This is a genomic window from Devosia sp. MC1541, from assembly GCF_012847305.1.
GTDB lineage: Bacteria > Pseudomonadota > Alphaproteobacteria > Rhizobiales > Devosiaceae > Devosia.
This window is the reverse complement of the sequence record NZ_JABBDZ010000005.1, coordinates 169,510-194,119: the sequence shown is the minus strand read 5'-3', so window position 1 is coordinate 194,119 and position 24,610 is coordinate 169,510. Positions and strand designations below refer to the sequence as shown.

Sequence of the window (24,610 nt, the reverse complement as noted above, 5' to 3'; positions counted from 1 at the left end):
GTCGCCCGGACCAGCCATTACTGCACCAGAATTTCTTTGAAGAGAATGCTCTCAACCTCAGCCGGATAGATGGCCAGATTAACGCGACGCAACAGTTCTTCCTTGAGACGATAAATGCCCGCCGAGCCCTCTAGATCGCTTTTACGCAGCTCGCGCAGATAGACTTGGAACGCATCGACAACCTTCGCGAGGCGCGGCTGAATCTGCGTCATCATTTCTTCATTGGCTACTTCAAGCGCGATCGACAGCTTCATATAGGCCGGACCACTTCCCGCAGAATTCAAATTCACGGTCATCGGTGGCAGGTTAAAAATGAAGGTGTCTCGTGCAACTACGGGCGCCTCACCCTGAGCTGAGCCATTTGAGCTACTCAGGAAGAAGTAGAGGCCACCACCGCCAAGCAGCAGAGCCAAAATCGCCGCAGCGATAATAATCAAGAGTTTCGGGGGGCGCTTCTTTACAGGCGCGTCTGTACCAATTTCAGCTTCCGCAGCCATAGTTTTGCCCTACCAAAAGTCTGCATCACAAGACGATTCCGGATGCCCTCTCAGCTAATGCCCAGGTGGTTAACGAAACCTTAACAAACCTCTAAACCGGCATTTTTTGCCGGGTAAGTTTTACCTAGGTGATAGTTCTTTAGCGGCAAGATTTTCACACACGTTAGTCACCAAACCCTTGGAAACGCTAGCGCCAATCAGTTGGCATGGTTTCTGCAAGGTTAACGGCGAGGCCCTGCTTGGGGAAGTAAGGCTTCGGGACTAACGGGGATCTAAATGATTGAAAACGCACAACTGATCAGCCTGTCGAGGCAAATCGCACTGCAGCGCCGCATGGATGTGATGGCCAACAATATGGCCAACATCAACACGACAGGGTTCAAAGGAGAGAATATTCTCTTCGAAGAATACCTTATGCCAGTCGCGCGCCACAACGACTTCCCCACACTCGATCAGCCTCTTTCTTACGTTCAGGACTGGGCCACAGTTCATGACATGAGCGCTGGCGCTTTCATGAACACCGGCAACGACCTGGACGTAGCGCTGAATGGCGAAGGCTTCTTTGCTGTCGAAACGCCTGCAGGTGAACGATACACCCGCGCAGGGTCATTCCAGTTGAGCAACACTGGCGTCCTGGTCGACCTGTCGGGCAATCCAGTTATGGGCGTTGGCGGCCAGTTCCAGTTTGGCCCTGAAGAGATCGGCATCACCATCAGCCAAGACGGCACCGTATCGTCCAGCGCCGGTGTTAAGGGTCAGCTGCGTATCGTTGAGTTCGCAAACACCGAAGAGCTCGTACGCTCGGGCGACAATCTGTTCGCTGGTGGCACCCCACTCGAAGCAACAACGACCGTTGCTATGCAAGGTTACCTCGAACGCTCCAACGTCTCGGGCATCTCCGAGATGGCCGACATGATCCGCATCACGCGCTCTTACGAGAGCATCTCAAGCCTTACCAAAAAACACGACGACATGCGCCGTGACGCCATCCAGCGTCTCGGAAGCGCACAAGCATAATTCGGAGAGCCTGCCATGAAAGCACTATATATCGCATCGACCGGCATGGGCGCTCAGGAGCGCAACGTCGAAGTCATCTCAAACAACATCGCGAACATGCGCACCACTGGCTACAAGCGCCAGCGCGCAGAATTCCAGGACCTGCTCTACCAACAAATCAGCCGCGCCGGCTCGCAGACCTCAAGCCAGGGCAACATGATCCCGGCAGGCCTCGAAATCGGTTCGGGCGTTCGCACCGTGGCGACCCCACGCGTGATGAGCCAGGGTTCGGTCAACCCGACTGAGCGTGAACTCGACGTCGCTGTCCGCGGCGAAGGTTTCTTCCAGATCGCCCTGCCAGATGGCCGCACCGCATACAGCCGCGACGGCTCGTTCGAACGGGATGCTGAAGGCAATCTCGTAACCTCCAATGGCTACCTCGTTCAGCCGGGCATCAACATCCCAGCCAACGCTCGTAGCGTTTCGATCTCGCCAGACGGCACCATCGAAGCCTTTATCGGTACAGATGGCCTTCCAACCCAACTCGGCCAGCTTCAGCTTGCTCGCTTCGTGAACAAGTCTGGCCTTGAATCGATGGGCGACAACCTCTTCCTCGAAACCGCGGCCAGCGGCGAAGCGCAGATCAGCGTTCCGAACGTCGATGGGTACGGCGACTTGATGCAGGCCTATTTGGAAATGGCAAACGTCAACTCGGTGACCGAAATTTCCGATCTGATCGCAGCGCAGCGCGCGTACGAAATGAACGCCCGCGTCATTTCTGGCGCTGACGAAATGATGCAAGCGACTAGCCAGCTCACCTAATGAGGATCACGGGAATGTCCGCACTTCGCTCTGTTACCTTGGCATTGAGTGTCGCGCTTTCATGCAGCTGCGCCTTTGCGATGCCGCTTATGAAGTCCGACGTTACGATATCGAGCGCCATCGTGACCTTTGGCGATATGTTCGACAACGCCGGAGCAGACGCAGAAAAAGCGCTGTTCCGTGCGCCCAACCCAGGAACGACTGGCGATGTCGACGTAAACACCGTTCGTCAAGCCGCCAAGCGTATCGGCGTTCCCGTGTTTGATACCAATGGACTGGAGCAGGTGCGGGTCTCAAGATCTTATAGCCTTGTAGACCAAGCGATGCTCACGGAGCTGATTGAAGCTGACCTGCGCCAGAAGGGTGTCGTTACCGGCCAAATGCAGGTGCAGGCCCATTTCAACGAAGGCTTCGAGCCAATCAAGGCTGCCGATAGCTTTCAGCCCGCCAAGCTGGATGCCCTGCGCTACCTGCCGGGCAGCAGCAGCTTCACAGCGCGCTACATCATCGATGGCGTCGGCAGCGCATTCACCTTGTCAGGCACGCTGGACCTGCTGATCGAGGCACCGCACTTGGTCGCGGCTCTCCCCGCAGGGGCAGTTCTGGCACCAGAGCATATTTCTATGCGCCCGATTTCTGTCAAGCAGGCCGACGCTCAGGGCATTCCCCACTATGATCAGCTTATCGGCAAGGCGCTCAACCGTCCAAGCCGCGACGGCATGCTGCTGCGTGCAACCGATGTTAGCGTGCCGCTGACAATCGCCAAGAACGACCTCGTTACGATCGTCTTCAATCAGGGCCCAATGACTTTGACCGTAAAAGGCCAAGCCATCACCAGCGCTGCCCAAGGCGAGGCAGTACAAGTCCTTAATCTAGCTTCTAGGCGCATCATCAGCGCCACCGCAATCTCCCCCGGGGCCGTGGCCGTATCCACCGCACCAATGAATATTGCCGGCCTCTAATTCGGGATAGATGAAAATGAACTTCACCAAAACCATCACTTTCGTTGCCCTCGCAGCATCCCTTGCCGCATGCGCCACCACCGATAAGCTCGCGCAGGTTGGCCAGGCCCCAGCGCTCACGCAAATCGCCGATCCAACAACGACCGCGGGCTACCAGCCTGTGCGCATGCCGATGCCCGAGCCGCTCGCTGACACCTATCAGCCGAACTCTCTCTACCGCACTTCGGCCAAGGGCTTTTTCAAGGACGAACGTGCCCACCGCGTCGGCGATATCCTTACCGTACAGGTGACGATCAACGACAACGCGCAGTTCAACAACCAGACGCAGCGCGCTCGCAACTCGAGCAATAGCGCTGGCATGGGCGGCATTCTTGGCTCCGCAGTGAACACTGCCTTTGCAAGCGGCACCGTCCCGATCGATGCGGAAAACGCTGTCGACTTCAACTCGGGCCTGCGCGACACCGGTTCGGGCTCAGTCAACCGCAAGGAAACGCTGACGACCTCAGTTGCAGCTGTCGTCACGCAGGTTCTGCCAAACGGCAATCTGGTGATCGAGGGCCGTCAAGAAGTTCGCGTCAACTTTGAAGTCCGCGACCTCATCGTCGCCGGTATCGTTCGCCCATCCGACATTCAGGCCAATAACACGATCCCATCGACCAAAATCGCTGAAGCCCGCATTTCCTACGGTGGCCGCGGACAGATCACCGATGTCCAGCAGTCTCGCTATGGCCAGCAGGTCCTCGACGCCATCCTGCCGTTCTAATCCATCCCCGACAGTGTCCTCCCCGGACACTGTCAATCCCCGGCCTGCCGCATGTCAGGCCAGTCCAATCTGTAAGTTTGGACATCCCAAGGCGCAGCTTCCCCGGCTGCGCCTTTTCTTTTTTGCCCAGCGCCCCCGCTCTTGATGCCAGCCTCAGCATATGAAAATGCTTGGCCAACACTGGAGCCTTTCATGACCTTTGCCAAACTTGACGATCTGGGCCGCAAGCTCGAAGCGCTTGAACACGCCCTCTCCATTCTGGGCGCCGATGAGGCAACTCATATGGCCATTGGCGGCGGCGAGAAGCGCGCTGATGCCGTCTCGACCCTTGCGGGCATGCACCACGCCCAAGCCACTGCCCCACATATCCGCGACTGGATTGAAACCGCCAAGGCCGAGGACCTCGCTGCCGACCAACGGCTCGCCGTCGAAGAGTTTGAGCGCGACTATGTAAAGGCGACCTGCCTGCCGACGGAGTTCGTTGAACGCTCCTCAAGCGCCAGCATGCGCTCTGAACAGCTCTGGCGCGAGCTGCGCGCTAAGGGCGACTGGAAGGGGTTTGAACCTGCACTGCAGGGCGTGGTCGACATTGCCCGTGAGGAAGCTGCACTCCGTTCGGAAGCAACCGGGTTAGCGCCGTATGATGCGCTGATGGACAAATACGACCCGGGCAATCGCGCCGCCGATATCGACGCTGTATTTGCCGATCTCAAAAACTTCCTCAAGGCCTTCATTCCCACCGCACTTGACGCCCAAGAGGCCCGCCTCGCCAAGCGACCACGCAAGGCGCTCAACGCCCCATACTCAATCGAGAAACAGCGCGAGTTGGGCCTTGCGGCCATGCAGGCGGTCGGCTTTGACTTCAATCACGGCTCACTTGCCGTATCGCATCACCCCTTCTGTGGCGGCGTACCGACCGACGTCCGCATGACCACACGCTACCGCACGGACGAATTCCTGACTTCACTCATGGGCGTTCTACACGAGACCGGCCACGCGCTTTACGAGCAAGGCCTACCGAAGAACTGGTCGCATTGGTCGCTTGGCAAGGCGCGCGGCATGGGAATCCACGAAAGCCAGAGCCTGTTCGTGGAAATGCAACTCGCCCGCAGCCCTGAATTCTGGCAATTCGCCATGCCACTCGTCACTCAACACCTCGGCGCAGACGCGCTGCCGGGTTGGGACATTGACGATGTTCTAACCGAAGTGAATTTCGTGGAGCGTGGCTATATCCGCGTGGACGCCGACGAGGTGACCTATCCGCTCCACGTCATTCTCCGCTACGACCTGGAGAAGGAGCTGATTGCAGGCACGCTGCAGGTGAAAGATATTCCCGAGGCTTGGGACGCCAAGATGCAGGACTACTTAGGCCTCTCGACCATAGACAACCCCAAGGACGGACCGATGCAGGACGTTCACTGGCCGAGCGGTGGCTTTGGCTATTTCCCGAGCTATACGCTGGGCGCCATGACAGCCGCACAACTGGCCAGCGCTATGCGCAAGGACCTGCCCAATATGAGCGCCGACATTGCCAAAGGCGACTTCTCGGCGATCAATCAATGGCGGGCAGACAAGATTTGGAGCCAAGCCTCCCGCTATTCGACGCCTGACTTGATCACCAAGGCGACGGGAGAAAAGCTCAATGCAGATTATTTCAAATCACACCTAAAGAGCCGCTACGCAGGCTAACGCCCTGCCCGCGCGAAAATATCAGAGCCAGAAGTCGGCGAAACCCTCGCCGACTTTTTTCTTGGGTGAATGATTTCTGAATTTGCGCTTCAGCGGCCGTTCCAAATCGCCCTCGTAAAAAGGTCCCATCAACAACGCGACCGGAGGGGTCGCAAAACGAGGAGACCTAAAATGATCCGCACTTTCATCATCACCACCATCGCCGCAGCGACACTCGCAACCGTAGCAGCTCCCGCCATGGCAAATGGCATCTCGATCTCACAGTACGGTTACGGCAATGCCGTTGGCGGCGGTCAGACTGGCTGGAACAACTTCTTCGCAGGCTACCAGAACGGCGCTTGGAATGAGGCGGTTAGCTCGCAGAACGGCGGTAACAATGTGTCCGCTATCGGTCAGGACGGCTACGACAACTACGGCGACATCTCTCAGCAGGGCTGGAACAATCAGGCGGGCGTCGGCCAGTTCGGCACCAACCACACCAGCGTCATCACACAAGACGGTAATGGCAACGTCGCCGCAGGCGTGCAGGTTGGCAATGGCTGCAATGCCAATGTCGTGCAGCACGGCTCGAACAATGTCAGCGCCTTTGTGCAGGCTTGCCCATAACACCGATAAACCAATGAATTGGGCCGGCGCTGTCGGCCCTCATGCTTTTGAGGAGGAAAGAATGACACACTCTGTTATCCGCATCGCGACCCTAGCCGTCATTGGCTGTGTTGCCGCGAGCGCCTTTGCCAACCAGCCACCAGTTAACACCGGCATCAGCTGCGGCATCCATGCCAGCACAGAACGCGGCATGAAATCGCTTGAAGCCGTTGTTTTTAGCCCCGAGACCATCAGCGGCGAATATCGCCTGTCGATGAAGGGATCAGGCGGGTCGGGCTCGACAAATATCAACCAGGGCGGCGGCTTCACTGCCCCCAAAGCACAGACAATCACCATCAGCAAAGTGACGGTCAGTGCCGATGCCAAACTGAACATCGACTTCACTATCACAGCCAAGGGCGTGACCTATGATTGCTCGAACACCATCAGCTACCAAAGCTAATCGTTTGAACGCTATTGCTTTTATGCCCCGGCCTCGTCCGGGGTATTTTTATTTCAAATTCGACATGATTAACGCTGTCTGAACGAGCTCTTCCTGCGCCGTTCAGTTGGTCCTCGCTAATCTCGTCTCATCAGCTGGAACACCAGCACTGGGAACGCAAACACTGAGGAGACTAAAATGACCAAGACCTTCACCAAGATCATCGCCGCCACCGCAACAGCCGCTATTCTGGCTCTTAGCGCCGCACCAACACAGGCCGCAGGTCAGATTTCGTTTGGCTTCGCCCCAACCGACCCAGACCAGGCCCAAGCGCTTGGCGTCGGCCTCCAGCTCGTCTCGCTGTTTCAGGGCATGTCCGGCACCGGCGCAAATGTCTACCAGAACGGCTCGGGCAATGCCGCAGGCGGCTCGCAGAACGGCTCTGGCAATCACGGCCTGATCTGGCAAGAAGGGAATGGCCATAACGGCACTATTCACCAGAACGGCTATGGCAATAGCTGCGGCCTATTCCAGTTCGGCAATGCCACCAACGGTCAGTGCCTGCAGAACGGAGATGGCCAATCGGGCATCACCACCGTCTTCGGTTTTTAAGGCCCTCCATCAGCACGACCCAAGAGCGGAGCCCCGGCTCCGCTTTTTGCTGTTTGGCGGACAGAAACAAAAAAGCCCGCATCTCTGCGGGCTTCTGTAAAATTCTTTATTCGTCGCGATAAACCTTTTCGCGGCGTTCGTGCAGCTCTTGAGCTTCAAGACTTAAGGTCGCTGTCGGACGAGCGTCCAAGCGCGCTATGCCGATAGGGTCACCAGTCTCTTCGCAATAGCCATAAGTGCCATCATCGATGCGCTTGAGCGCCGAGTCGATCTTGGCGATCAGCTTACGCTGTCGATCACGCGTACGCAGCTCAAGCGAGCGATCGCTCTCTGAACTGGCGCGATCGGCCATATCAGGATGGTTCTGGCTCTCTTCCTGCAAGGTCTCGAGCGTTGCGCGGCTTTCGCGCAAAATTTCATCCTTCCAAGCGTTCAACTTCGCCCGAAAATACTCCCGCTGGCGCGGGTTCATGAAAGGCTCGTCCTCGCTGGGTCGATAGTCCGTAAGTTCAACCGAAGACATCAGCAGACTCAACTCCAATGCGCTCTTATGGGCGGCCTATATATTCGGCTGAGTCGAACCCCGCAAGCATACAAAGCAGATTCGAGCATGATGACCGGCGGCAGGACAATGCCGATCACCGCAAAACCATTAGAAAATCAGGGAAAATATAACATCCCGACCCGAACTAAAGTGTCGGGAAACGGCCAGACTTTGCCAATTCAACGAGTACTCTGAGCTCAATTTCATCCAGAACAGCATCGAGATCTGGGTCAACCTTATCGCGCAACGTTGAGAGTTGTTGGCTCATGGCATCTAAACGAGACGGTGAAACATCACCCAACAATAGGTCTGCCTTCATACCCTCAAGTAGGTCCAACAAAGCAGCCCCACGTTTAACTGCGCGACGGCGGCCCTCATTAACGTCACCAATGCCCTGCAGCGCCAGAATTGAACCAACGCCCATCACTGCAGAAGCAGGAGGCGCTTGTTTAATCCGTCCCACACCGCCCTGACCGGTCGGAGCAAAAACAGCGCCCGCCCCCGCTTTCGACAAAGCGCCGCGGTTGGACACAGACCCAGACCTATTTGAACCCTCGATGCGCAAGCGAATGACTCACCGTGACGAAACCTACACCGGCAAAATCTGCCCACAGCAGTTAACGAATGGTTAAAATGCTCGGCAAGAATTGCTTATCACCTTCTCAAATGGCGAATAAACCGCCCGAGCACGAACCATTTACTCTTTAGAAACATATGGATAGAGGGCAAAAACATAAACTGGCACGGTTCTCGCATTTACCTTTCCGACTGGCTCCGCAGATCTTGCACGGCGCCAACCCTCGGGGAATGAAATGCAGTACCGTCTGGTCCGATCGATTATAGCCGCAACACTCACCGCCGCCTTGGCCTTGAGCCCACTTGCGCCCGTAACCGCCGCCCCTGCGCGCATTAAAGACATTGTCGACATGGAAGGCATCCGCGAGAACCAACTCGTGGGTTATGGCCTCGTTGTCGGCCTCAATGGCACCGGCGACAGGCTCAACAATTCCCCATTCACCAAGCAGTCTCTGCAATCGATGCTCGAACGCATGGGCGTGAATACGCAGGGCGAGAACGTGCGTACTGCGAACGTAGCAGCGGTCATGGTCACAGCCAATCTGCCGCCATTCGGCACACAGGGCACGCGCATCGACGTCAGCGTTGCTGCCATGGGCGACTCGCGGAGCCTCCAAGGCGGCACCCTGCTGGTCACCCCTCTCGTTGGCGCCGACGGTGAAGTCTACGCCATCGCGCAGGGCCCGGTGTTGATCAACGGCTTTGAAGCCACTGGCGACGCTGCCCGTGTTATCTCAGGCGTACCAACCACAGGCCGTATCGCCTCTGGTGGTTTGATTGAGCGTGAGATCGATTTCCATCTTGGCTCTCAAAACTCTGTACGCTTGGCTCTCCGCAACCCCGACCTCACCACGTCTCGTCGTATCGCCTTGGCGGTCAACGACTTCATCGGCGTGCCAACTGCGGTGCCTGAAGATCCATCAACCGTGCGTCTAACGCTGCCACCGGGCTTCAACGGCAACATCGTGGACCTGCTGACCGATATCGAGCAGTTGATCGTGCAGACCGACCAGTCAGCAAAGATCGTGATCGACGAAAACTCTGGCATCATTGTTGTCGGCAAGGACGTTCGCGTCTCCAGCGTAGCGGTTGCACAGTCAAATTTGACAGTGACTATCGCTGAAAACCCTCAGGTCGTGCAGCCTGCCCCGTTCTCAGATGGACAAACCGCTGTTGAACCCAACACCGATCTGCAGGTCACCCAAACGGACTCTGCGCTCCAAGTGGTGGACCAGTCCGTGACCCTGCAAGAACTCGTCGATGGCCTAAACGCTCTTGGAATTGCCCCTCGAGATCTCATCGCCATCCTTCAGGCAATCAAAGCGACTGGCGCACTTCAAGCCGAAATTCAGGTGCTCTAATGGACGCGATTACCAACTCCACGCTCAAGCAAAGTCCTCAGTACGCAGCCTTCCGCCAGCAGGCCGAAGAGCTTGAAGGGGTCTTCCTGACCCAGCTGACCAAAGCCATGTTCGAAACCGTACAAAGCGACGAAGGCATGGGCGGCGGCAGCTTCGGTGAAGATACCTGGCGCGGCATGCAAGCAGAAGAGTTCGCCAATGCCATCGCTCAAAACGGTGGAATTGGTCTCGCTGATCAGATCGTCGCGCAGCTTTTGAGCCAGCAAGAAGCCAATTCTAACCCAATCAATATTGTTTCCGGCATCGGAGCCTACCAGAAATGACCGCAGCGTCCCGTTTGGCAGAATTAGACAGCCTAGATCCTCTCGATCTCTGCGTACGCGCCGAGGCCTCTCTGTCGTCACTGGTCGACGTGATGAACAAAGAAACCACGCTGCTCCGTGCCGGTCACTTGCGCGAAGCCGGTCAGCTCACGCCAGAGAAGACTGCCCTCGCGCAGGACTACGTTGGCTTTGCGCGCGCTATCCAGCGCCAGAACGCCCGTATCGTTGCTGAAGCGCCAGATGCATTGCGTCGTTTGCAAAATGGCCACGAAAGCTTGGCCACACAAATGGCCGAGAACTTGCGCGTTCTCGCGACCGCAAAATCCGTCACCGAAGATGTGCTAACCGACGTGTCCAAAGCCGTTGGTCAGCAGGAACGTACCCGGACCTATGACATGAGCGGAACCATCACACTCGATCCAGAAAGCGCTGCGCGCGGCATCGCCGTCAACCGCGCACTCTAGCGTCGAGCCGCCTCCCATACATTGGTTGCAAATAGGTTTTGCAACCAATGACCTAGCCATACGTTTCTGGTGCAGTAGGCAGCATTGGAGATCACGATGGCCTCGACCATTGTCGTTCGCGGCTCTACGGGCACGACAACCAATCCAGATCAGCGGCAGCGCTTGATTGAACATCAGGCGGCGAGCAGTAGTCGATACGCCGGTCCACGCACGGAAAGTACGGGACTAAGGCACAATCCTCCGCAGTCAACTCCTGTGGGCCAGATGCTAGGCCGACCTCTTCTCGATGGAGAAGCTGGTTTCACCACATCATTGCTCGCGCAGAGAATGACGGGCGAACGGCGGAAATACGCACAGTCCAGCGCCCCCTCGTCTCCCGATGCACCACAAATGCGCTTAAGAGACATTCTCGTTTAACTCGATATGCCGACAACGTTTTATCTGAAATTTGATTTGATTTGTGACCGCGGTGTAAGCGGAACACCGTAGTCGGCTCTTAAGCCCAGTTTACGCCCCTCAAGATCAGCATGAGCGCACCTCAGGAAGAGGTATCTCAAGCGTACCCTAGAAAGTGGCCTGATCATGAGTGACATTTCTTTATCAAAAGCCGTTCGCAGGAATCTGCTTTCCCTCCAAAATACCGCTCAACTGATGGAGAAGACCCAACAGCGCCTGGCGACAGGCAACAAGGTCAATTCCGCTCTGGACAACCCCTCCAACTTCTTCACGGCCTCAGCGCTGAATAGCCGCGCGGCTGATATGAGCAATCTTCTCGACTCTATGGCCTCCGGCATCAAAGTGATCGAGGCCGCTAACAATGGCTTGACTGCTCTGACCAAGAATTTGGAGTCCATGCAGTCGACCCTGCCGCAGGCCCGCCAGGATAAATCGTTCCAGACGCAGTCCTTCGATGTAACCGACGCATCCGTATTGCGCTTAAAAGGAGGACAGCTCGGCGACACAGTCAGCGAGCTTAGCCTAGCGACTGCCACGGTTGACGGGCAAAAAGCCACTGTCCAGACGATAGCCGCGACCTCCTATCGCGGTCCCGTAATTGCATCCGACGCACGTGCTGGCACAGGCGCGCGCGCCATCATCAGTGCGGACGCTGGCTTCAAGACTGGCGACACCTTCTCAGTTGCCGGACAGAGTGTCACCGTAACTGGCGCGACACCCGATGCTGAAAGTGTGGCTGAAAACATCCGGCTCGCACTCGACGGTCACGAGGATACTCAGGACGAATATACGGTGTCGATCGGAGCCGCGAGCACGCCCTTTGATGGCAAGATCATCATCGAGACCGTGAGAGCCAAAGACCCCGCAGCGACAATCAACCTCGACCCAGATAACAATCCTGAAACAGGCGTCACCCAAGCCATCAAAGGCAGCACCAGTTTCAATTATTCTGACGTTTCAACGGCTATCGAAGCGGGCGGACAAACCATCACAACTGGCGGCTCGTTCTCGCAATTTGTCGAAAATCTCCGTATCGCTAGCGTTGAAGGCGGTTACAGCGTCGATGTCGACGAAGACACGAAGCAAATCACGCTGACCGCCCTAACACATGGCGCAAACCCACCGACCATAACCGGTGTCACACCCTCCAATCCAGGCGTCGAGGCAAGTCCCGCAAGCCTAACGTTCCGTCTCAACAGTGACTACCAACCAGCCTCAACCGCCCAGACCACATTCCAACTCACGAACAGTGCTGGCGAGCTGACCTCTGGACAAACCCTCACCATCGACATCGGGACCAGCGAAGAAGAGGTCGAGCTTACTGCCGATGCCACGTCCACTGACGTGGAGGCAGCGCTACGGGATCATATCGTCGGCGGCTCGACTCTTGGCGCCTTGTACAGCATCGCCGTTGATGACGACTTCAATGTCACCATCAGTGCCTTGGAACCCGGAGTTCGCCCGCAGATCCGTCTGAATATCCGCCAGCATGCCATCCAGTGTCTTACTGGAATTGATGATCGCCTCGCCCGTACCTGCGGTCATGCCACCAACAGCATCAAACGTGTACTTGCGGACCAGACCACCGATGTTGATTTCCATCGATTGACCATGAGAGACGGCCATATAACCTGGCGTTGTGGCCGAAGTCACAGCCCCCCCAGTCTGGGCAGTTTTCGTCCCGTCGCCAAGTCCAAGCATGCCACCAACGACTGCACCGCCAGCAGCGCGTGTCGTGGCTAACGTAAGGTCTGCCGTATTGCCATCCCCAGCGGACAACACCATCGCGCCATGGCGCAGTTGAGCCGAAACCGTCGGCTCACCCGTCGCCGTGCGCAGTGCCGTCTGAATTCGGCCCACCACATCAGCGACCGTACCAGTGTTATCGATCAGGATTTCGCCAACGCCAGGCGTCGTACCGGTCGGAGCGAACAGCAGGTTTGTAGGTGGCGCCATGCATCGTCACGGCCAGCAGATCGCCGTCATTGGCAATGGTATTTGCCGCCGCTGTTCCGACATAGGTCTGCGCGCCGACTGCACGAGCAGGGACACTCGTCGCAAAATCGGAAATGGTCGCACCGTTTGTCGTACGCGGATATGCAGGACTACCGGAAACTCCAGTATAGGACCAAGTCTTCATCAGCTCGCTATTTGGCGATGCAGCGTTGTAGTTGGCCGTCTTGGGAACCTGTGGAAGGTTCGCCTGGTAGTTGATTAAACGCGTCACATTGGCGGGCAAATAGGCGTTTGAGATCGAAATCACGCTCGGCACAGAGCCCGAGATATTCCCAGTGGCGGTATCGATCGGGAACCCCTTCAGGTAGTAGCCCGCGCCATTGACAAGAAGGCCGTCCTTATCGATCTCAAAATCGCCACGACGGGTGAAGTTATTGGTGCCCGCAAAGAGCGGCGAACCATCAGCCTGACCAATCTTTGGCTCAACAACAAAAAAGCCATTACCGTTCAGAGCGATATAGGTCTCGTTGGAGCTAGTCTGGATATCGCCCTGCTGATTATTGGTCGATTGCGACTGAGCAAGCACCGCACCAGGGATTTGCGCACGAACTGGCGCGTCTGCGATCAGATCCTTAAAACTCGTGTCGATACGCTTGTAACCAACAGTCTGAGAGTTTGCGATATTACCTGATATATTTTCTAGTGCATGAGACTGAGCGCGCAACCCAGTAACCGCAGTAGAAAGTGCACCATATATACCCATTATTCGCTCCGCCCAACCTCACGCCCAACTGGGCTCACTTGGCGATAACAAAGCAAGACGGATGACACTTACTTGGAACGTTGAATCTATTAACGATTTTGACTTTTACGTCACAATAAACTTGGCAGCCACGGCAAAACGATCCACTCCAACCGGCAGTTTTTGCCTCTTGCTTGTGAAACCACAGAGCATCAGCTAAATCGAACCGATCTATCTAACGACGAGACTGCCCAAATGCTGTTTTCCAGCGCCGATGAATTTGTGAAGGCCCCGAGACGCGCGATCACCGTGTTTGGCATGGCAGGCGTGGGCAAAACTCGTCTGAGCAATATGCTGCGCGACAATAGCTGGTTCCACTATTCGGCCGACTACCGCATTGGCACGCGCTACATGGTCGAGTTTATCGTCGACAATTTCAAACACGAGGCGATGAAGGTGCCGTTCCTCGCGCAGCTGCTGCGCTCGGACTCCATCTACATCTCGTCCAACATCACCTTCGACAATCTCGACCCGCTCTCGACCTATCTCGGCACGCCGGGCGATGAAACGCGGGGTGGATTGCCCTTGGCGGAATATCAACGTCGCCAAGAGCAACATCGCGTAGCGGAAATCGCGGCGCTGCAGGACGTTCCCTACTTCTTCGACCGTGCGAAAGCCCTGTACGGCTACAATGACTTTATTGCAGACACGGGCGGCTCGCTGATCGAAGTGATCGACCCAACCAATGCCGAAGACCCGGTGGTTAAGACGCTGGCCGCGCACACGGCGCTTATTTACATCCGTGGCACCGACAAGGATGCGATCGAGCTGGTGAAGCGGTTTAAAAAGTCGCCGAAGCCCATGTATTATCGCCCCGAGTTTCTCGTTGAGAAATGGGCCGAATATAAGCTGATCAACGGCGTTATGGACGACTGCGATGTCGACCCAGCCGGGTTCGGAGCCTGGGGCTTTGAAGCTCTGCTCCATGATCGTCTGCCGCGCTACCAAGCGCTCGCGGACAATTTCGGCTATGTTATCGAAGCTTCGGACTTGGCCACTGTCCGCGATGGCGACGAGTTTATCGATCTGGTGGCCGCCGCAATTGAGAAGCGAATGCGCTAGCGCGCGCACCCCGTGGTGACGCGCGCTCCGCTCGAAACGCTCTCTCCTTGCATCGAATAAGAGGCCACCATGCCTATTAGAATTCCAGACGGGCTGCCTGCCCGAAAGACCCTCGAAGACGAGGGCGTCTATGTCATGGATTCCTCGCGCGCTGCGCGTCAGGATATCCGTCCGCTTGAAATCGGCCTGCTCAATCTGATGCCGAATAAGGAGCGAACTGAAACCCAGTTCACGCGCCTTATCGGCTCGACGCCGTTGCAGGTGAACCTGTCGCTCGTGCGCATCACCGAGCACCAGTCCAAGCATACCTCGGAAGAATACCTCAATTCGTTCTACCAAACCTGGGACGAGGTGAAGAACAAGAAGTTCGACGGCTTCATCATCACGGGTGCGCCGATTGCGCATATGCCGTTTGAGGAAGTGCGCTACTGGCCAGAAATGCTCGAAATTATGGAGTGGACCCGCACCAATGTGCACCACACCATGTTTATCTGCTGGGGTGCTCAAGCCGCGCTGCACCACTTCCATGGTGCCCGTCGCTATCGCACCGAGAAGAAGTCGTTTGGTGTGTACGAGCATCAAGTGATCACTCCGCGTTCGCCATTCCTGCGCGGCATGTCCGATAATCTGATGGTGCCCGTTTCGCGCTACAATGATATCGACCGCAGCACGCTCGGTGATAACCTTGAGATTATGGTTGATAGCCAAGACGTTGGCCTGTGCATGCTGGGCGACAAAAACCAGCGCGCGGTCTATTTCCTCAACCACTTCGAATACGACAATCGCTCGTTAGCCGATGAGTATGAGCGCGATATCAAGGAGGGGCTCGACACCCCGCCGCCGGCCAATCTTTATCCGGACAATGATCCGACCCAAGCGCCGCGCAATATCTGGCGTAGCCACGGGCATCTCTTGTTCCAGAACTGGATCAACGAGATCTACCAATCCACGCCATACAATCTCGACGAGATTGGCGCATAAGATCCAAAGGGGCCCTCGTGGCCCCTTTGTTTTGGAACGGCTCTCCCCCACTTGGGGTTCAAGCCTTGTATTGGCGCAGAACGCCCTTAAATTCTGGGTGCCATTGAGGACTGACCGCGTGCCGCAACCGCCCACCAGACTGACCGACGAAATCGGTATTGCTCTTTCCAATCTTGCAGATAGCGCCACTGGCGTGATGACCCCAACCTTGAGATTGGGCGTCACCGGCTTGAGCCGCGCTGGCAAAACCATCTTCATCACCGCGCTCGTTCATAACCTCCTCACCAATGGGCGTTTGCCTGGCTTTGTGCCGGCATCTGAGGGGCGTTTCATTGGCGCGCGATTGGCCGAATACCCCGATGCGACCATCCCGCGCTTTGCCTATGAGCAGCACCTGGCAACGCTGACGGGCAACCCGCCGACGTGGCCAGAAGGCACAAAACGCATTTCACAGCTCAGGATTGTCCTGAAATATCAGTCAGCCAAATGGTGGTCCAATATGCGTGGCCCGGCCACGCTGAACCTCGATATCGTCGACTACCCCGGCGAATGGCTGCTCGACCTGCCGCTCTTGGGCCTGTCCTACGCCGAGTGGAGCAAGGACGCGCTGGAGCGCGCACAAAAGCCGGGACACCTCGCTGAGGCTTCCGAGTTCCTGACCGAGCTTAACACGGTTAACGTGAAGGGGGAGGCAACGGACGTTTTGGCCGAGCATCTTGCTGCGGCCTTCACGACCTATCTGCGCCGCAGTCGCGAGCACGGAGCCCTCTCGACGCTACCGCCCGGGCGCTTCCTGTTGCCCGGTGATTTGGAAGGCTCCCCTGCCCTCACCTTTGCGCCGCTGCCGCTGCCTGCCGGGGACATCCCGCGCAATAGCCTCTACCGCATGCTTGAGCAGCGCTATGAAGCCTATAAGGACCGCATCGTCCGCCCCTTCTTCCGCGATCACTTCGCCCGGCTCGACCGGCAGATTGTGCTGGTCGATACGCTGCGCGCGTTGAACACTGGCGCTGCCGCCGTGAGCGATCTCGAAACGGCGCTGACCGCTGTTATGGCTTGTTTCCGCCAGGGTGAAGCGAACCCTATTCTACGGCCATTCTCGCGCCGGATCGATCGGGTTCTGTTCGCAGCAACGAAAGCGGACCATGTGCACCACACGAGCCACGACAAGCTCGAAGCCATTCTCAATCGGCTGGTAGCTAATGCTGCCAAGCGCGGCCGGTTCGCAGGGGCTGACGCCAAATCCATGGCCCTAGCGGGCATTCGTGCGACCACCGAAGGCACCATCCGCGAGGATGGTCACACGCTGCCCACGCTGGTTGGAACGCCCATCGCCGGCGAAGGACTGGATGGGACTGTCTATGACGGCAAGACCGAAATCGCTCTATTCCCCGGCGACTTGCCGGCGCGGCCGGATTCATTATTCGAAGACGGCGCGCCAGTGGACTTGAATTTCCTGCGTTTCACGCCGCCGCAACGCCTGGAGCGCAACGCCGCCGGTGATGTGGTGCTTCCGCATATCCGCCTAGACCGCGCCATTGATTATCTCATTGGAGACTGGATGGCATGAAGCGCCCTGTTGCCCACACCATCACGTCGTCCGAAGAGAGCCTGGCCCCCGTGCGCGCACCAAGGGCATTCGCAGCGGAACGCGCGGAGATCGTTGAAGTCGCGTTCGAGCCTGAACCAGACCCGGAATTGATAACGCCACCGGCCCGACGCATGGGCTGGGTTGGGCGGATCGCCTGGACGACGGGTGGCATCCTCATATCCGCCGGATTGGGTCTGGCGGCTGAGCGGCTCATCAGCGATCTCTTCGCGCAAAACGTCTATGTCGGCTACATTGGGTTAGGCGTTCTTGGCGCGTTCATCGTCGCCATCCTGGCCCTGCTGACGCGCGAGTTTTTTGCGCTCCGACGCCTGCGCGTTCTTGATGCGCTCAAGGCCGATGCCGCACGCGCAAAAGCCGAGAACGACCGCCACCGTGCGGGCAAAGTCGCCGACGAACTGCTCGCCATATACGCGTCTCGCGCCGATCTGGCACAAGCTAAGCAAAACGTCTCCGAACATCTGCCCAATATGTTCGACGGCAATGAGGTGATCGCTCTCTCGGAGCGCGCGCTGATGTCCCCGCTTGATGCGAAGGCCAAACGCCTCACTGCCGCGTCGGCGCGTCGCGTGGCGCTTGTTACGGCTGTGTCGCCCCGCGCGCTGATCGACATCGCCTTTGTGATTTATGAGAGCATCCGGCTCGCAAGCTCTATTGCAGCCCTCTACGGGGCCCGCCCGGGCCTGTTTGGCTTCTTTAGGCTCACGGGTGCCGTTCTCTCCCATTTGGCCGTCACAGGCGGCTTGGTGCTCACGGACGGCATCGTCGAACAGCTCGTCGGGCAAGGTCTGGCCGCGAAGCTGTCGGCACGCTTGGGCGAAGGCGTGGTGAACGGTCTGATGACCGTGCGTGTCGGTATCGCCGCGATGCGGGTCGTGAGGCCACTGCCATTTGACGCCCAACCGCAGCCGATGGTTCGCGACTTCATTCCTGAGCTGGTGAAGATCACGCAGGATGCGGGCAAAGGGGCATAAGCAATCAGTTGCCGGAGCTTGGTCGTCCGGCCTCCTTCCACTTCGTCATCGCCGGGCTCGCCCCCGGGATCCAGACCGGACCATCATCGCACTGGATTGCCGGGACAAGCCCGGCAATGACGATGGAGGGGGGGGGGGGCCCGGAGGGTGACGGCTGGTGAATGTGGGCCGTTAGGCAGCGAGGCGGATATCGCCAATGGCTTGAAATTGCTCGACCTGTGGCCGAGCGAAATAATAGCCTTGGAAGAGCGAAATACCGGCCTGACGGAGCGCGTTGAGTTCGCCCTCAGTCTCAACGCCTTCGGCCAATACCATCACGCCCAACTGCTGGGCCATGGTTACAATAGCGCCGATAATATGCTGGCGCGCCGACGACGTATCAATGCCGCGCAGCAGTTCCATATCGATCTTGATGAGGTCTGGCTGGAATTTAGCAAGCAGGCCGAGCCCGGCATAGCCAGCGCCGAAATCATCAAGCGCGGTCAGAAAACCCATGCGCTTATACTCGGCCACGATGTTGGCAACGTGTGAGGCATCGGCCATGCGTTCGTTCTCGGTGAACTCAAACATCAGGCGATGCGGGTTGAACTCTGTGCGTGCCGCAGCGGCCAAGGTCGCGCGGATGCAGGCGCGTGGCTCATAAACCGCATTGGGCATGAAGTTGATCGAAAGACGGGCTGTCGACGATGCTGGCAAATGCTGGCCTGCCAGCTCAATGGCTTTTACGCGACACGCCTGGTCGAAGACATAACGGTTCGCTTCCGTGACGACTGCGAGCACCGTACCGGCCCCCTGTCCTTCGGCACCCCGAACCAGTGCCTCATAGCCCCAGATTTCTCCGGCACTCACATCGACGATTGGTTGAAACGCCATGGTGAAGGCAATCGGAAACGGTTCCGCATCTTTGCAGCCTCGGCATGAAACGGCACTCATCGACTAGCCTATGTGGTCAGAAAGAAATACGCCGCGTTCCTAAGGCAGGAGAGCTTAAAGCATCCACAACGGAGCGCGGTAGCAGCGGGCGTCATCCCCGGATTTATGCCGGGGAGAGTGAACAAGCATCGCACTGGATTGCCGGAACAGGCTCGGTAGTGTGATGGAGGGGCCAATATCCCCACCCGGCCTTCCCCTACAGGGGAGGAGCCAGATCGAGTCCGACGGGAGATATTATCATTAGGCGCTGTCGTCCCTCCCCCTATTAGGCGAGGTTAGGTGGGGGTGATAAAACCCACTCAGTCCTTAGCCGCGCTCGGCGCTAGGGTCAGTTTGAGACCATCTAGGTCGTCTGAACAGAGGATCTGGCACGAGAGACGCGAGTTCGACTTCACGTCGCCGACCGTGTCCAGCATATCTTCTTCGTCGTCATTGGCAGCGCCAACGGCGTCCAGCCATTCCGGATCAACATAGACATGGCACGTCGCGCAGGCGCAGGCGCCGCCGCATTCAGCCTTAATGTTCAGGCCCCAATCGCGGATCACTTCCATCACGCGCCAGCCTTCCAAGCCCTCAAGCTCGTGAACTTCGCCAGCCTGATCAGTTACAGTGATCTTCATTCAGTCGCTCCTCAACAGCGCGATGGGGATAAAGCCGAAAGGGCGTAGAAGCAAGTCCTACGCCCTCGCCGCAAACAGTGTGTTGGGCGCGAGCCTTATGCGACGCCGAGCTTCTTCTGCAGCTTGGTCGAGCTGGTGGTGTATTGGAAAACAACGCGTTCGCCGGGAGAGATAACGGCCTTAGCGGCTTGCGCCATCAGGGCCGCTTCGTGGAAGCCCGAGAGGATCAGCTTGAGCTTGCCTGGGTACCAGTTGATGTCGCCAATGGCGAAAATGCCGGGAACCGAAGTCTGGAACTTTTCAGTGTCCACGACGATGGTGTTGTCATTGAGTTCAAGACCCCAATCAGCAACTGGACCAAGCTTCATGGTCAGGCCAAAGAACGGCAGCAAGCGCGTTGCTGGGATCGAGAGATCGCCCGCATCGGTTGCGAGGTGAACGTGGTTGAGCTGACCGTTTTCGCCTTCAAGCTTGGCGATTTGGCCGAGCTGGAAGTTGACCTTACCTTCAGCAACCAGTTCCTTCATCTTGTTGACCGAAGCGGGAGCTGCCTTAAAGGCGTCGCGGCGGTGAACAAGGGTGATGGTGCGCGCAACGGATTCGAGAGCCAGGGTCCAGTCGAGAGCGCTATCGCCACCGCCGACGATGACAACGTCCTGACCACGGAAATCTTCCATTTTGCGCACAGCGTAGAAGACGGATTTGTTTTCGAACTGCTCAATGTCAGCAACAGGCGGACGCTTTGGCTGGAACGAACCACCGCCAGCAGCGATGACCACAACCTTGGTGTTGAACACTTCGTCCGCGTCAGTGGTGAGCTTGAACGAGCCGTCTTCCTGCTTCTCGATGGAGTTGACCATGCGCGAGAAGTGGAACTCTGGCGAGAATGGCGCGATCTGTGCCATGAGATTGTCGGTCAGCTGCTGACCTGTGACGACCGGGAAGCCCGGAATGTCATAGATCGGCTTTTCAGGGTAAAGTTCTGCGCACTGGCCGCCGGCACGATCGAGAATGTCGATGAAGTGGCATTTGATGTCGAGAAGCCCGAGCTCAAAGGCAGCGAACAGCCCGCATGGGCCCGCGCCAATTACAACAACATCGGTGGTGATCTCAGTGGTCATCTCTCACGTCCAATCGAAACCAGAGCCCAGTGGACTCTGGATATAAGGTCCCATCGGGGCCAAGTGCCCCGCACTGAATGAATGGGAACAGCCGCTGTCACCAGCGCCCCCGTTTTGCCTAGTCAAAGGCGATACGCGCGCTCCACTTAACTCACGACGCGCGTCGAAGGAAGGGGCGCGTGCCCGCAGGCACTTCCGTCAATCCAACTGGCTGATAAAACAATGCCATTTCTGGCAGTCGTTTTTCGATCAGCGCTTGGCGCGACGGCTCATGGCTAACCACGAGCGCGGTGAAGCCACAACGATACATATGCGGAATCTGATCCTGCAGAACATCGCCTACAGCTCTGATTTCACCGGCATATTTGAGCCGTTCCGCCAATAAACGTGCGGTCGAATAACCGCGACCATCGGTGTAGGCCGGGAACGAAATCGCAATGGAGGCAAAGCGCGCGAGATCATCTTCCACCGCTTCGATCTTGTCGCCGGGGGCTATAAGAAGTCCGAGCGGATGCGGATTGGCAAGATAGTCGCTGCGGTGCGTGAGGAAGTGGGCAAGCGGGACGTGCACATAGCGCGCCTCCGAAGGCGAGACATCCTCTGAAAAAGCGGTGAAGGGATCAGCGATAAAAGCGCCATCCTTCCAGAGCGTGTGACGAGCAGCGGCGGTCATAGCGGGGGCAATCGCTCCGTTGAAATCATAATGGATACCGCATTCTTTCTTGTTCTTGCCGCGCCAACGGCCAGCACGCGGGTCTTCGCCCTCTGCCACCGCCGAAGTACATGGCGCGCAGCCGATGGACTTAAAGCCCTTGGCGTAGAGCGGATGCTCGGGGAGCTTGTGCTCATTGCGATAGGCGATGACGTCTTCGTCGGTAAAATAAGCGAGCGGATTGACCTTGATGCGATCATCAGCGGTCAATTCAAAATGCGGCAGCACCCCGCGCTCTCTGGTCTGGTGGCGCTTACGCCCCGTCACCCAACCGCCAAATTGTAGCGTGATCGGCTCGAGCGGTTCGGTCTTACGAATATGGCAGCAGCTATCCGGGTCCGACTGCCAGAGCGTGCCATCAGGATCGAAGCGCGTGATGTCTTTTGGATCGGGATGGATCGCGCGGACATTAGAGAGACCGAGCGTGCGCTTGAGCGTCTGAACGTATTCGAGCGTCTCGGCAAAGTGCTTGCCAGTTTCGAGGAAATAGACCGGCATGGAGGGATCGAGCTGCGCCACCATATGCAGCAGCACAGCAGAATCCGCACCAAAGCTTGAGACAATGGCGAGATCGTCAGGCAGGACATCGCTGACGGCATAGCGCAGCACACCAACGGCATCCATTTCGTCGAACATGCCATTGAGCGCCAGGATGCCGAGGGCACGCAGCTTTTCATTGGCGACGGGAACGGGGGCGAGTTTAGGCATTGCCATAAGAAGAGGCCCCCTCACCCGTCTCTGCGCGCCGACCGCTCCCCCAAAGGGAGAGGTATAGAGAAGTAAGATCAGCCATAGAGCGCCTCCTTGAAGGGGGCTTCGCCCAAGCGGCGATAGGCTGCGAGAAAGGTTTCTTCTTCGCCCTGACGCTGGCTGATGTAGAAATCTACAAGCTTTTCAATCGCGTTCGGCACCTCTTCGGCTTCAAAGCCGGGCCCGATGATCTTGCCCACAGACGCGCTTTCGGTGGCGTCGCCGCCGAGCGTAATCTGATAGAGCTCGCCGCCCTTCTTTTCGACGCCCAAGAGACCGATGTGACCAACGTGGTGGTGACCACAAGCGTTAATGCAGCCCGATATCTTGATCTTGAGGTCGCCGATTTCCTTTTGGCGAACCGGATCGGCAAATTTGCGGGAGATTTCCTGTGCGATCGGGATCGAGCGGGCATTGGCAAGCGCGCAGAAATCGAGGCCCGGGCAGCAGATCATGTCGGTGATGAGGTTGTTATTGCCCTCAGCCAAATCATGGGCGACGAGCACATCAAACACCGCGCGCAGATCGGCGATGGCGACATGCGGGAGCACGAGGTTTTGCTGATGGGTGACGCGCAGCTCATCATAGGAATAGCGTTCGGCGAGATCCGCCACAACATCCATCTGCGCATCGGTGGCATCGCCCGGCGCGCCGCCTACTGGCTTGAGCGAGATCGTCACCGAGGCATAGCCCGACTGTACGTGCGGATGCAGATTATTGTCGAGCCAACGGCCATAGGCCGGATCGATGATCGACTGATAGGCGATGTCAACACTGTCGCCAGAACGGTCGGCAAACGCAGGCGGAGCGAAATAGGCCGAGATACGATCAACCTCTTCCTGCGGAAGGGTGAGAACGCCACCACGCACTTCGGCGAACTCGGCCTCGACCTGCCCCTTAATGCTTTCCAGCCCTTCTTCGTGGACGAGGATCTTGATGCGGGCTTTGTACTTGTTATCGCGGCGGCCATAGCGGTTATACACCCGCATGATGCTTTCGAGATAAGCCAGCAAATGCTCGTTTGGAACGAAGCTGTTGAGGAGCTTGGCGATCATCGGCGTGCGACCTAGGCCACCACCAACCCAAACTTCCCAGCCGATCTCACCCGCGCCGTTGACGGCAGCCTGAAGGCCAATGTCATGGAAACGAATGGCGGCGCGATCATTGGGCGAGCCGGTGATTGCGATTTTGAATTTTCGTGGGAGGTATGAGAACTCCGGGTGGAGGCTCGACCACTGGCGCAGGATTTCAGCTATCGGGCGCGGGTCGATGATTTCATCGGCGGCAGCGCCAGCGAACTGGTCTGTAGTGACGTTGCGAATGCAATTGCCCGAGGTTTGAATGGCGTGCATCTCAACGCTCGCCAGCTCTTCCAACACCGCGGGGATATCGCTCAGCTTTGGCCAATTGTATTGAATGTTCTGGCGCGTGGTAAAATGGCCATAGCCCCGGTCATATGTGCGGGCGATATGAGCCAGTTTCCGCATCTGGCGCGAACTGAGCGTGCCATAAGGCACGGCCACACGCAGCATATAGGCGTGCAGCTGCAGGTAGAGCCCGTTCATCAGACGAAGCGGACGGAACTGGTCTTCGCTCAGCTCGCCGGAAAGACGACGCTTCACCTGATCAGCAAATTGCGCAGTGCGGCCTGCAACGAAAGCCGCGTCAAATTCATCGTATCGATACATGCCCGTCTTCACCCAAGTGCTGGCGTTCGTATGCCTGCCCGTTCAAAGAGAGGGGAGCGGTGGGGCCCGCCGCCCTGATGCGTTCGCGCAGACGCTTGGGCACAATCACCCCATCGACCTGCTCTACTTCTTCAATTTCGAGACTGACCACACGGCCGGTGGCCTTGCTGGCTGCCAGCGCCTCATCGCGAGCAACGGCCTCGTCCTTGGCGTAAAGGCGCGCGGACTGCAGGTCCTCGACCCAAACGCCATGTCCATCGAGATAAACTGCGGCGCCCGAGATCAGCTCGTTGCCGGTTAGAATTTCCAT

The 24,610-nt window shown here is 57.5% G+C and carries 26 protein-coding genes; 16 read left to right on the top strand and 10 right to left on the bottom strand.

Features of this window, described 5'->3' with window-relative positions:
• Positions 1-17 precede the first annotated feature (17 nt).
• Positions 18-497, bottom strand: a complete 480-nt coding sequence (locus HKD40_RS08205; protein ID WP_169195244.1) for a flagellar basal body-associated FliL family protein — start codon at positions 495-497, stop codon at positions 18-20.
• A 276-nt stretch (positions 498-773) separates the two neighbouring features.
• Between HKD40_RS08205 and flgF the strand changes: the two genes are divergently transcribed.
• The 8 genes from flgF to HKD40_RS08165 all read left to right on the top strand — a co-directional run bounded on the left by flgF (position 774) and on the right by HKD40_RS08165 (position 7,368).
• Positions 774-1,514, top strand: a complete 741-nt coding sequence (gene flgF / locus HKD40_RS08200; RefSeq protein ID WP_210257057.1) for a flagellar basal-body rod protein FlgF — start codon at positions 774-776, stop codon at positions 1,512-1,514.
• 15 nt (positions 1,515-1,529) lie between these two features.
• A complete protein-coding gene (flgG, locus tag HKD40_RS08195) occupies positions 1,530-2,315 on the top strand; it encodes a flagellar basal-body rod protein FlgG (protein WP_169195243.1) in 786 nt (261 codons plus the stop codon).
• 14 nt (positions 2,316-2,329) lie between these two features.
• Positions 2,330-3,277 carry a flagellar basal body P-ring formation chaperone FlgA gene (gene flgA / locus HKD40_RS08190; RefSeq protein WP_169195242.1) on the top strand — a complete coding sequence of 316 codons (948 nt, stop codon included), beginning with the start codon at positions 2,330-2,332 and terminating at the stop codon, positions 3,275-3,277.
• 16 nt (positions 3,278-3,293) lie between these two features.
• Positions 3,294-4,040 (top strand): flagellar basal body L-ring protein FlgH, encoded by a 747-nt coding sequence (flgH, locus tag HKD40_RS08185; protein ID WP_169195241.1) that lies wholly within the window; start codon positions 3,294-3,296, stop codon positions 4,038-4,040.
• Between the two features lie 192 nt (positions 4,041-4,232).
• Positions 4,233-5,729, top strand: a complete 1,497-nt coding sequence (locus HKD40_RS08180) for a carboxypeptidase M32 (RefSeq protein WP_169195240.1) — start codon at positions 4,233-4,235, stop codon at positions 5,727-5,729.
• 171 nt (positions 5,730-5,900) lie between these two features.
• Complete coding sequence (locus HKD40_RS08175; protein WP_169195239.1) at positions 5,901-6,335, top strand: curlin; 435 nt, start codon at positions 5,901-5,903, stop codon at positions 6,333-6,335.
• A 61-nt stretch (positions 6,336-6,396) separates the two neighbouring features.
• A complete protein-coding gene (gene csgH, locus HKD40_RS08170; RefSeq protein ID WP_169195238.1) occupies positions 6,397-6,777 on the top strand; it encodes a curli-like amyloid fiber formation chaperone CsgH in 381 nt (126 codons plus the stop codon).
• A gap of 177 nt (positions 6,778-6,954) precedes the next feature.
• Positions 6,955-7,368 carry a curlin gene (locus HKD40_RS08165; RefSeq protein ID WP_169195237.1) on the top strand — a complete coding sequence of 138 codons (414 nt, stop codon included), beginning with the start codon at positions 6,955-6,957 and terminating at the stop codon, positions 7,366-7,368.
• Between the two features lie 106 nt (positions 7,369-7,474).
• Here the strand turns inward: HKD40_RS08165 and dksA are convergent, their stop codons facing one another.
• The gene (dksA, locus tag HKD40_RS08160; RefSeq protein ID WP_169195236.1) at positions 7,475-7,891 is read right to left on the bottom strand and encodes an RNA polymerase-binding protein DksA; all 417 of its coding nucleotides are present in this window, start codon (positions 7,889-7,891) and stop codon (positions 7,475-7,477) included.
• A gap of 166 nt (positions 7,892-8,057) precedes the next feature.
• Positions 8,058-8,477 carry a flagellar assembly protein FliX gene (locus HKD40_RS08155; RefSeq protein WP_282567886.1) on the bottom strand — a complete coding sequence of 140 codons (420 nt, stop codon included), beginning with the start codon at positions 8,475-8,477 and terminating at the stop codon, positions 8,058-8,060.
• A 247-nt stretch (positions 8,478-8,724) separates the two neighbouring features.
• Between HKD40_RS08155 and HKD40_RS08150 the strand changes: the two genes are divergently transcribed.
• The 4 genes from HKD40_RS08150 to HKD40_RS08135 all read left to right on the top strand — a co-directional run bounded on the left by HKD40_RS08150 (position 8,725) and on the right by HKD40_RS08135 (position 12,835).
• Positions 8,725-9,849 carry a flagellar basal body P-ring protein FlgI gene (locus HKD40_RS08150; protein WP_169195234.1) on the top strand — a complete coding sequence of 375 codons (1,125 nt, stop codon included), beginning with the start codon at positions 8,725-8,727 and terminating at the stop codon, positions 9,847-9,849.
• Positions 9,849-10,172, top strand: a complete 324-nt coding sequence (locus tag HKD40_RS08145) for a rod-binding protein (RefSeq protein ID WP_169195233.1) — start codon at positions 9,849-9,851, stop codon at positions 10,170-10,172. Before HKD40_RS08150 ends, HKD40_RS08145 begins: the two co-directional genes overlap by 1 nt.
• Positions 10,169-10,636, top strand: coding sequence for a hypothetical protein (locus HKD40_RS08140; protein ID WP_169195232.1), 468 nt, complete (start codon positions 10,169-10,171; stop codon positions 10,634-10,636). The genes HKD40_RS08145 and HKD40_RS08140 overlap by 4 nt, the downstream gene beginning before the upstream one ends.
• 582 nt (positions 10,637-11,218) lie before the next feature.
• Positions 11,219-12,835, top strand: coding sequence for a hypothetical protein (locus HKD40_RS08135; protein WP_282567885.1), 1,617 nt, complete (start codon positions 11,219-11,221; stop codon positions 12,833-12,835).
• Between the two features lie 139 nt (positions 12,836-12,974).
• Here the strand turns inward: HKD40_RS08135 and HKD40_RS08130 are convergent, their stop codons facing one another.
• Positions 12,975-13,811: a flagellar hook basal-body protein gene (locus HKD40_RS08130; protein WP_169195230.1), complete on the bottom strand. Its 837-nt coding sequence runs from the start codon at positions 13,809-13,811 to the stop codon at positions 12,975-12,977.
• A gap of 234 nt (positions 13,812-14,045) precedes the next feature.
• Here HKD40_RS08130 and HKD40_RS08125 point away from each other — a divergent pair, with 234 nt between their 5' ends.
• The 4 genes from HKD40_RS08125 (at position 14,046) to HKD40_RS08110 (ending at position 18,476) form a co-directional block, all read left to right on the top strand.
• Positions 14,046-14,912, top strand: a complete 867-nt coding sequence (locus HKD40_RS08125) for an ATPase (RefSeq protein WP_169195229.1) — start codon at positions 14,046-14,048, stop codon at positions 14,910-14,912.
• Between the two features lie 69 nt (positions 14,913-14,981).
• Positions 14,982-15,893, top strand: a complete 912-nt coding sequence (gene metA / locus HKD40_RS08120; protein WP_169195228.1) for a homoserine O-succinyltransferase — start codon at positions 14,982-14,984, stop codon at positions 15,891-15,893.
• 118 nt (positions 15,894-16,011) lie between these two features.
• Positions 16,012-17,463 (top strand): YcjX family protein, encoded by a 1,452-nt coding sequence (locus tag HKD40_RS08115; protein ID WP_349236795.1) that lies wholly within the window; start codon positions 16,012-16,014, stop codon positions 17,461-17,463.
• Positions 17,460-18,476, top strand: coding sequence for a TIGR01620 family protein (locus HKD40_RS08110; RefSeq protein ID WP_169195227.1), 1,017 nt, complete (start codon positions 17,460-17,462; stop codon positions 18,474-18,476). Before HKD40_RS08115 ends, HKD40_RS08110 begins: the two co-directional genes overlap by 4 nt.
• Positions 18,477-18,647: 171 nt before the next feature.
• On the opposite strand, the gene HKD40_RS08105 is transcribed toward HKD40_RS08110, so the two are convergent.
• The 6 genes from HKD40_RS08105 to HKD40_RS08080 form a co-directional block, all read right to left on the bottom strand.
• Positions 18,648-19,409: an EAL domain-containing protein gene (locus HKD40_RS08105; RefSeq protein ID WP_169195226.1), complete on the bottom strand. Its 762-nt coding sequence runs from the start codon at positions 19,407-19,409 to the stop codon at positions 18,648-18,650.
• 299 nt (positions 19,410-19,708) lie between these two features.
• Entirely contained in the window at positions 19,709-20,029 is a 321-nt protein-coding gene (locus HKD40_RS08100) for a 2Fe-2S iron-sulfur cluster-binding protein (RefSeq protein ID WP_169195225.1), read from the bottom strand.
• Between the two features lie 95 nt (positions 20,030-20,124).
• On the bottom strand, positions 20,125-21,150 hold the full coding sequence (locus HKD40_RS08095; RefSeq protein WP_169195224.1) for an NAD(P)/FAD-dependent oxidoreductase: 1,026 nt from the start codon (positions 21,148-21,150) through the stop codon (positions 20,125-20,127).
• Between the two features lie 151 nt (positions 21,151-21,301).
• The gene (locus HKD40_RS08090; RefSeq protein ID WP_169195223.1) at positions 21,302-22,576 is read right to left on the bottom strand and encodes a phosphoadenylyl-sulfate reductase; all 1,275 of its coding nucleotides are present in this window, start codon (positions 22,574-22,576) and stop codon (positions 21,302-21,304) included.
• Positions 22,577-22,647: 71 nt separating this feature from the next.
• Positions 22,648-24,300: a nitrite/sulfite reductase gene (locus HKD40_RS08085; protein ID WP_169195222.1), complete on the bottom strand. Its 1,653-nt coding sequence runs from the start codon at positions 24,298-24,300 to the stop codon at positions 22,648-22,650.
• Positions 24,284-24,610 carry a DUF2849 domain-containing protein gene (locus HKD40_RS08080; protein ID WP_210257056.1) on the bottom strand — a complete coding sequence of 109 codons (327 nt, stop codon included), beginning with the start codon at positions 24,608-24,610 and terminating at the stop codon, positions 24,284-24,286. The genes HKD40_RS08085 and HKD40_RS08080 overlap by 17 nt, the downstream gene beginning before the upstream one ends.